This is a genomic window from Marinobacter sp., assembly GCF_033722195.1.
GTDB lineage: Bacteria > Pseudomonadota > Gammaproteobacteria > Pseudomonadales > Oleiphilaceae > Marinobacter.
Window position 1 is genome coordinate 1 of the sequence record NZ_JAWVZL010000124.1, and the last position, 7,455, is coordinate 7,455.

Below are 7,455 nucleotides of genomic sequence, written 5' to 3' on the forward strand. Positions count from 1 at the left end.
GACACCCGCTCCGGGTTGAGGAAACGCTCGAACAGCAGGTCGTATTCCAGCGGGTCCAGGTCGGTGATCTCCTGGGCGTAGGCCACCAGGGAGCCGGCACCGGAACCCCGGCCCGGGCCCACCGGCACGCCGTTGTTCTTGGCCCACTTGATGAAGTCCATCACGATCAGGAAGTAACCCGGGAACCCCATCTGGGTGATGATGTCGAGCTCGAAGTTGAGGCGGGTGTAGTAGGCCTCACGCTTGGCGTCATAATCCGGGTCGTCCTTCGGCAGGGTCTTGGCCAGGCGGGCCTCCAGCCCCTCTTCCGACACCTTGCGGAAGAACTGCTCCATGGTCATGCCGTCGGGAATCGGATAGTTGGGCAGGAAGTACTCGCCCATTCGGACCTTGACGCTGCAGCGCCGGGCGATCTCGACGGTGTTCTCCACCGCCTCGGGAATGTCGCTGAACAGCTCGATCATTTCCTCCGCCGAGCGCAGGTACTGCTGGTCGCTGAAGCGGCGCTCGCGGCGGGGGTCGTCGAGGGTACGGCTCTCACCGATGCAGACCCGGGCTTCGTGGGCCTCGAAATCCTCGGCGTGGAGGAAGTGCACATCGTTGGTAGCCACCACCGGGCAGCCCAGCTCATCCGCCAGGGCGACGCTTTCGTGCAGGCATTCCTCGTCGTTCGCCCGGCCGGTGCGCTGCAGTTCCAGGTAGAAGCTGTCCGGGTAGAGCTCCATCCAGGCCCGTGCCCGCGCCTGGGCCAGCTCCCGCTTGCCGGCCAGCAGGGCCTTGCCCACATCGCCGAGCTTGGCGCCGGAGAGCATGATCAGGCCGTGGCGGCGTTGCTCAAGCCAGGCCCGCTGGACGATGGGCTTGCCATGGCGCTGGCCCTCGGTGTAGCCCAGGGAGATGATTTCGGTGAGATTCTTGTAGCCGTCGTTGTTCCGGGCCAGCAGGGTCAGCCGGAATGGAACCTCCGGCTCCTCCGGGTTCTCCAGCCAGATGTCGGCGCCGATAATGGGCTTGACGCCGGCGCCCAGGGCGCCTTTGTAGAAGCGCACCAGGGAACACATGTTGGACTGCTCGGTCAGGCCCACCGCCGGCATGCCCAGCTCGGCCACGCGCTTGATCAGGGGCTTTACCCGGACGAGGCCATCCACCAGTGAGTATTCCGAGTGAATGCGAAGATGTACGAAAGTCTGGGCCATAAGACGCGGAATATCCGTTAGCAAGCGGTGTTGAAGGGTTACTCGGAGTTCGCCTGGCGATTCCCGATCAGTGCTTCCAGCTGTTCCTCGGTCTGGGGACCGAAGCGGGTCTCCAGCAGCTCGCCGTTGGGTTTCACCACGAAGGTGGCGGGCAGGGCCACCGGCAGTTTCCAGCCAAGTTTGGGGCCCGGGTCCTCCGCCAGCATGGTGAACTCGATGCCCATGCGCTCCCCGAGCTCCGTCAGGGCCGGGTCCTGAACACCGTCGAAGTTGACCGCCAGCACCGTTATCCGTTCGTCACGATCCAGGGCGTTCAGTTCGGGGATCTCCTCCAGGCAGGGTTTGCACCACTCCGCCCAGTAATTGACCAGCACCCATTCGCCCCGCAGGGAGTCCCAGGCCAGAGGTTCGCCGCTGGCCTTCTGGAACTCGGTGCCGTTGCAGCCGGCAAGTCCAAAAGTCAGTGCCAAGAGTATGATTCCGGGGTACTTCACGAACATGCCTCCTGTTAGACTACGGCCACTCCGCGCGCCGCAGACGGCACGGCCTAGCCAGACCCGGGCAAGGTCGGCGCGCCGGAAAAAGCGTGCGGGAAAGCGTGGAACGATGACAGAAGCGCTCCGGTTTTTCCATCACTGCGAGCGCCGGTCGATCGGTTCATCGCCGGAGCGCCCATGCCGCACTTGCCGTCCGTGGCCGGAAATTATACGCGAGCTGGCGGCCTCGCCAACCGCCAATCACCAACAATGGATCCACTGCCCATGACCCAGCCTTACGTACTGGTGCTCTACTACAGCCGCACCGGCCAGACCGCCGAGATGGCCCGGCAGATTGCCCGCGGCGTGGCCCGGGTGGACGGCATCGAGGCCAGGCTGCGCACGGTGCCGACGGTGTCGCCGGACACCGAGGCCAGCCTGAAGCAGGTGCCCGCCGAGGGCGCGCCCTATTGCAGCAAGGACGACCTGAAGAACTGCGCCGGCCTGGCAATGGGCAGCCCGACCCGCTTCGGCAACATGGCGGCGCCCCTGAAGCACTTCCTGGATACCACCGGCGACCTCTGGCTCAACGGGGCGCTGATCGGCAAGCCGGCCGGCGCCTTTACCTCCACCGGCAGTCTCCATGGCGGCCAGGAAAGCACCCTGCTGACCATGATGGTGCCGCTGCTGCATCATGGTATGGTGCTGTGCGGCGTGCCCTACACCGAGCAGGCACTCAATGATACCGACGCCGGCGGAACCCCCTACGGACCCTCACACTGGGCCGGAACCGGCGCGCCCCAGCCGCTCACCGACGCCGAGAAGACCATCTGCCAGACCCTGGGACAGCGGCTGGCGACGCTGGCCCTGAAACTGCGAACCTGACGAGACCTCCTGCCATGCTGTACTCAGACAAGGCCCGAACAACCCGCTTTCTCACCATCCTGGTCTACCTCGCCCTGATTGCGGTGCTGACGGTGACCACCTTCTATCCGAACCCGGTGGAGGAGGTTTCCGTGATGCTGATCCTCAGCGTCAAACTGATTCCGTTGCTGGCCTTCATGGTGCCGGTCTTCCGTGGCAGCAACCGCGGCTACATCTGGTTGAGCTTTGTGGTGATCTTCTATTTCACCCAGGCGGTGGTCTCCGCCTGGCTCAGTGAGGGCGAGACGGTGCCGCTGATCCTGACTTTCCTGTCCGGCGCGCTCTTCGTGCTGGCCATGGTGCACCTCAAGGCCAACCGTCCCACCACCGCCAACTGACCGGAGCGCTGCCGCCATGGCCAAACAACCCCGAGCCGCCAGCGCACCGGCACCCCACCGGTCCACCCTGACCCTGAGGGACGTCTGCACGGCGCTGGTGACCACCGGTGAGATCAGCCAGGATGAGGCCGAGCGCATCCTGTCCGCCAACCTGGGGGCCGACAGCGTCAAGCGCCACCCGCTGGAGATCGTGGCGGTGGCGGCACCGACCAGCCTGGTTTCCGGCCGTACCCTGACCCTGGACCGGCTGACCCAGTGGCTGGCGGACTGGGCCGGCCAGCTCTACTACCACATTGACCCCCTCAAGATTGACGCCCCGGCGGTGGCCCGGGTGATGTCCTACGCCTTTGCCCAGCGCCACGGCATCCTGGCGGTGGAGATCGGTCGCGATGAGGTACTGATCGCCAGTGCGGAGCCTTTCAAGTCGGACTGGGAAGCCAATCTGCGTCACGTCCTGCAGAAGGACATCCAGCGGGTGGTGGCAAACCCGGAGGACATCCGCCGCTTCACCGTGGAGTTCTACCAGCTCGCCAGCTCGGTCAGTAAGGCCAGTGGCGGCCAGAGCGGTGCCGCCGGCAACATCCACAATTTCGAGCAGTTGCTGGACCTGGGCACCGATGCCAATCCGGACGCCAACGACCAGCACGTGGTCAAGATCGTCGATTGGCTGCTGCAGTACGCCTTTGACCAGCGTGCCAGCGACATCCACATCGAACCACGGCGCACCGTCACCCAGGTCCGGTTCCGCATCGACGGTGTGCTGCACAACGTCTACGAGTTCCCGGAACAGGTGGGTGTCGCGGTCACCAGCCGTCTCAAGATCCTGGGGCGCCTGAATGTGGCGGAGAAGCGCCGGCCCCAGGATGGCCGTATCAAGACCCGCAAGCCGGACAACAGCGAAGTCGAGCTGCGCCTGGCCACCATGCCGACCGCCTTCGGTGAGAAAATGGTGATGCGGATCTTCGACCCGGAAGTGCTGCTCAAGACCTTCGAGCAACTGGGTTTTTCGCGGGAAGACCGGGAGCGCTGGCGGGACATCACCACCCGCCCCCACGGCATTGTACTGGTCACCGGCCCCACCGGTTCCGGCAAGACCACCACGCTCTACTCCACCCTCAAGCAGCTGGCCACGCCGGAAGTGAACATCTGCACCATCGAGGACCCCATCGAGATGGTGGAGCCGGCATTCAACCAGATGCAGGTGCAGAACAACATCGAGCTGACCTTTGCCACCGGGGTACGCTCGCTGCTGCGCCAGGACCCGGACATCATCATGATTGGCGAGATCCGGGACCTGGAGACCGCCGAGATGGCGGTGCAGGCGGCCCTCACCGGTCACCTGGTGCTCTCCACCCTGCACACCAACGACGCGCCCAGCGCCATCACCCGGATGCTGGAGCTGGGCATTCCGCCCTACCTGATCCGGGCCACGGTGCTGGGTGTCATGGCGCAGCGCCTGGTGCGCACGCTCTGCCCCCACTGCAAGACGCCGGGGCCGGTGGACGAAGCTGCCTGGAAGGCCCTGACCCGGCCCTGGAAGGCGCCGGCGCCGAAAGAAATCTACCGTCCGCAAGGCTGTCTGGAGTGCCGCAATACCGGCTACATGGGCCGGGCCGGTGTTTACGAGATCCTGCAGCTGTCCGGCGACCTGGTCGGCCAGATCAACGATACGGCCGAACTCGAGCAGCTGCGCCTGCGGGCCTACAAGGACGGCATGAAGTCACTGCGCCTGAGCGGCGCCCAGAAAGTCGCGGCGGGCGAGACCACCATCGAGGAGATCCTCCGGGTTACACCGGAGAGCCAGCGCTAGCGCGGCGCCGGTCGCAACTGGCTCAGGCGCCCGGCCGCATGCCGCACTGCTCCAGCAGTTGCTGCCAGGCCCGGGTGTGGTTGTCGGTGGCCTGATCCAGTCGATGCCAGACACCGCCCCCCTCCTGAGCCAGGCCCTGCTCAAAATAGGAGCGGAAACTCGCGGGCATGGCAGCCTGCTGGAGGCTGGCCAGCTCGGCCAGCGGCTCGATCAGTTCAGCCCGCACCCTGCTTACATCCGCCAGATAGGGCTGGACCCGCTCCACGTACACACTGAAGAACATGCTCTGGACAATCCGTGCCTGATTGTTGGCCTTGCCCTCGAAGCACAGCGGCCGGCCCTCGAGACGCTGGCGAATCAGGCCAGTGGCATCCTGCAGCCGGGTGATCAGCAGCACCGCGCTGTTGAGTACCTGGCCGGCCCGGTATTCCACGTCCCAGTGCTGGTGCACACGGCCGACGAATTCCAGGTCCAGTGCCAGCTCCTTGCGGTTGAGCTTGCGGATGGCCCCGTTCAGGCGCTCCAGATCCTTGCCCAGGGCGGCCGCCGTGGCACCGATGGCATCCACCGGCAACGGCCCTTTGGCCAGGGTCAGCAGGGATTCGATCTCCTCCACCCCCCAGGTGGCGTTCCAGACCACCACCGGCAGGCTCTCAAGCTTGCCATCAACGGCTTCCCGGACGCTGTCGGCCAGCTCCTCCCTTTCGATGTCCGGCAGGCATTCCCGGGCCGCTTCAATGAAACGCAGCTCGTAACGCAGACGGTTCAGCGGCTGCATGACCCTGCCCATGATGGAGTTTTTCTCCCCCACCACCACCTGCAGATCGCAGCCGTACAGTGACAGGAAGTCCAGCATGTCGATTTCCAGCTCCGGCACCGGCAGCTGGCGCTCGCGGCGCCTGGGCAGGCGGGGGGCGTCGGCGATGGCAGAGAAGCGGGGTTCGAGTTCCAGCACCCGGGCGGTACGCTCGACGTACTCGTCCATCATGGCACCGGGCTCGGAGAAGGGGTTGCAACCGGCCAGGGCCAGCAGCAGACCGCAGAGGAGGATGTTTCGCCGCGCGTTGATAGGCCAGACCCCGTGCTTTACAGGGCCAGCCTGCGCCAGGACTCAGCGGAGCAGTTCGTCGACGCCGTTGAAATCGCGCAGGACCGGCCGATGGCTTTGTGGCAGGTCGCCGTCGCGAACCAGCCAGGCTGTTTTCAGGCCGACGGTTTCCGCCGCCTCCAGCTCCTCCGCCACGTCAGAGAGGAAGAGCACCGTCTCAGGCTCCATTCCAATCCGGTCCAGAATCGCGCGGTAGGACTCCGGGTCCCGCTTGCCGCCGACCCGGGTATCGAAATAGCCGCTGAAGAAAGGTGTCAGGTCGCCCTGATCACTGTGGCCGAAAATCAGCTTCTGGGCCTTCACGGACCCGGAGGAATATACGTAAAGCCGCAAACCCCGATCATGCCAGCGCCGCAATGCTTCGGCCGCATCCGGATAGACGTGGCCACGGAAAGCCCCCTGCTGGTAGCCCTGCTGCCAGAGCATGCCCTGCAACGTCTTCAGGGGCGTTTCCTTGCGATCCTCACGGATCCAGTTCTCCAGCACTTCAACCAGTCCGGGCAGATCGTTGGCGCTGACGCCGGAACGCTCCGCCACCGCTTCCAGCTGCTCGCGTATGGCCGGGTCCTCGGCCCCACCATCCATGACAAACTGGCCGATGTGCTCGGCAGCGTAGGGAAAGAGTACGTCGTGCACGAACGAGAGCGAGGTGGTGGTGCCCTCGATATCGGTCAGTATGACCCGGATCATCAGGCCACTCCTGTCAGGCTCTCGTAGCGGGGCAGGCGGGATGCGATATCCTCACCGGTGAAGTTCGCCACCCAGCCCTCGGTGTTGGTGAACAGACGGATGGCGGTGAATTCCGGCTCCGGACCCATATCGAACCAGTGCCGGGTGCCGTTGGGCACGCTGATCAGGTCGTTCTGCTGGCACAGCACCGCGTACACGTCCTGGCCCAAATGCAGGTAGAACAGGCCCTGGCCACGAACAAAAAAGCGCACCTCGTCCTCGCTGTGGGTGTGCTCGTCGAGAAACTTCTGGCGCAGTGCGTCTTTCTGGGGGTGGTCGGCCGACAGGCTGATGACGTCGGCGGTGCGGAAACCGCACTCGGCCTTGAGGCCTTCCACTTCCTGCTCGTAAGCCGCCAGCACCTCGTCCTGGGAGGCACCGGCCGGCAGGTCGCGAGTGGGCCACTGCTCGAAACGCACACCCTGCTCCGCCAGCAGACTGGCGATGCGGGCCGGGTCCTCGGTCACGGTGTGGGGGGCTTCCGGCTGGTTCTGCTGATAGATTCGTAACACGGTCATGGGCGCACCCTCATGGTTTCCAGTTCGCACTCAAAAAGAAATTCGAAGGCCTCAATGTGGCGGAGGCAGTCTGCCATGGTCTTTCCCCAGGTATAAAGGCCGTGCCCGCGGATCAGATAGCCCGGCTGGTCAGGGTGATCGGTAAACCACTGCCGGGTCTGTTCGGCCAGGGCATCGATGTCCTGGGTGTTGTCGAATACCGGCACCAGCACCCTGCCCTCGTGGGTCTGAACACCGGAGAAAGCCTTCTGCAGTTCATAATCCTGCAGCACCACCGGCTCGCCGGGCGGCACCAGCCGGCTCAGCACCGTCGCCTTGACGGAATGGGTATGCAGCACCGCCCCGACATCCGGGAA

Annotated in this window: 9 protein-coding genes; 3 read left to right on the forward strand and 6 right to left on the reverse strand. The window is 64.8% G+C overall.

What is annotated here, in order from left to right; translation table 11 throughout:
* The coding region (gene dnaE / locus R3280_RS15055) for a DNA polymerase III subunit alpha (RefSeq protein WP_318999432.1) at window positions 1-1,196 on the reverse strand (1,196 nt) is incomplete at its 3' end.
* Between the two features lie 38 nt (window positions 1,197-1,234).
* Window positions 1,235-1,696: a TlpA family protein disulfide reductase gene (locus R3280_RS15060; protein WP_413468790.1), complete on the reverse strand. Its 462-nt coding sequence runs from the start codon at window positions 1,694-1,696 to the stop codon at window positions 1,235-1,237.
* A gap of 261 nt (window positions 1,697-1,957) precedes the next feature.
* Here R3280_RS15060 and wrbA point away from each other — a divergent pair, with 261 nt between their 5' ends.
* The 3 genes from wrbA to R3280_RS15075 are packed head-to-tail and all read left to right on the forward strand — an operon-like array spanning window position 1,958 to window position 4,744.
* Complete coding sequence (gene wrbA / locus R3280_RS15065) at window positions 1,958-2,557, forward strand: NAD(P)H:quinone oxidoreductase (protein ID WP_318999434.1); 600 nt, start codon at window positions 1,958-1,960, stop codon at window positions 2,555-2,557.
* A gap of 14 nt (window positions 2,558-2,571) precedes the next feature.
* Window positions 2,572-2,934 carry a DUF2069 domain-containing protein gene (locus tag R3280_RS15070; RefSeq protein ID WP_318999435.1) on the forward strand — a complete coding sequence of 121 codons (363 nt, stop codon included), beginning with the start codon at window positions 2,572-2,574 and terminating at the stop codon, window positions 2,932-2,934.
* Window positions 2,935-2,950: 16 nt separating this feature from the next.
* Entirely contained in the window at window positions 2,951-4,744 is a 1,794-nt protein-coding gene (locus R3280_RS15075) for a GspE/PulE family protein (protein ID WP_318999436.1), read from the forward strand.
* 22 nt (window positions 4,745-4,766) lie between these two features.
* On the opposite strand, the gene R3280_RS15080 is transcribed toward R3280_RS15075, so the two are convergent.
* From R3280_RS15080 to mtnB, 4 genes are all read right to left on the reverse strand, one after another.
* Window positions 4,767-5,732: a DUF3080 domain-containing protein gene (locus tag R3280_RS15080; protein ID WP_318999437.1), complete on the reverse strand. Its 966-nt coding sequence runs from the start codon at window positions 5,730-5,732 to the stop codon at window positions 4,767-4,769.
* Between the two features lie 123 nt (window positions 5,733-5,855).
* Window positions 5,856-6,542, reverse strand: coding sequence for an acireductone synthase (gene mtnC / locus R3280_RS15085; protein ID WP_318999438.1), 687 nt, complete (start codon window positions 6,540-6,542; stop codon window positions 5,856-5,858).
* On the reverse strand, window positions 6,542-7,099 hold the full coding sequence (locus R3280_RS15090; RefSeq protein WP_318999439.1) for a cupin: 558 nt from the start codon (window positions 7,097-7,099) through the stop codon (window positions 6,542-6,544). Before R3280_RS15090 ends, mtnC begins: the two co-directional genes overlap by 1 nt.
* Window positions 7,096-7,455: methylthioribulose 1-phosphate dehydratase (mtnB, locus tag R3280_RS15095; protein WP_318999440.1), on the reverse strand; the 360-nt coding region annotated here is incomplete at its 5' end. The genes mtnB and R3280_RS15090, both read right to left, overlap by 4 nt.

Coding starts and splice junctions, on each gene's coding strand:
- R3280_RS15060 (WP_413468790.1), bottom strand. CDS start 1,696: ATGTTCGTGAAGTACCCCGGAATCATACTCTTGGCACTGACTTTTGGA.
- R3280_RS15075 (WP_318999436.1), top strand. CDS start 2,951: ATGGCCAAACAACCCCGAGCCGCCAGCGCACCGGCACCCCACCGGTCC.
- R3280_RS15080 (WP_318999437.1), bottom strand. CDS start 5,732: ATGATGGACGAGTACGTCGAGCGTACCGCCCGGGTGCTGGAACTCGAA.
- mtnC (WP_318999438.1), bottom strand. CDS start 6,542: ATGATCCGGGTCATACTGACCGATATCGAGGGCACCACCACCTCGCTC.
- R3280_RS15090 (WP_318999439.1), bottom strand. CDS start 7,099: ATGACCGTGTTACGAATCTATCAGCAGAACCAGCCGGAAGCCCCCCAC.
- wrbA (WP_318999434.1), top strand. CDS start 1,958: ATGACCCAGCCTTACGTACTGGTGCTCTACTACAGCCGCACCGGCCAG.
- R3280_RS15070 (WP_318999435.1), top strand. CDS start 2,572: ATGCTGTACTCAGACAAGGCCCGAACAACCCGCTTTCTCACCATCCTG.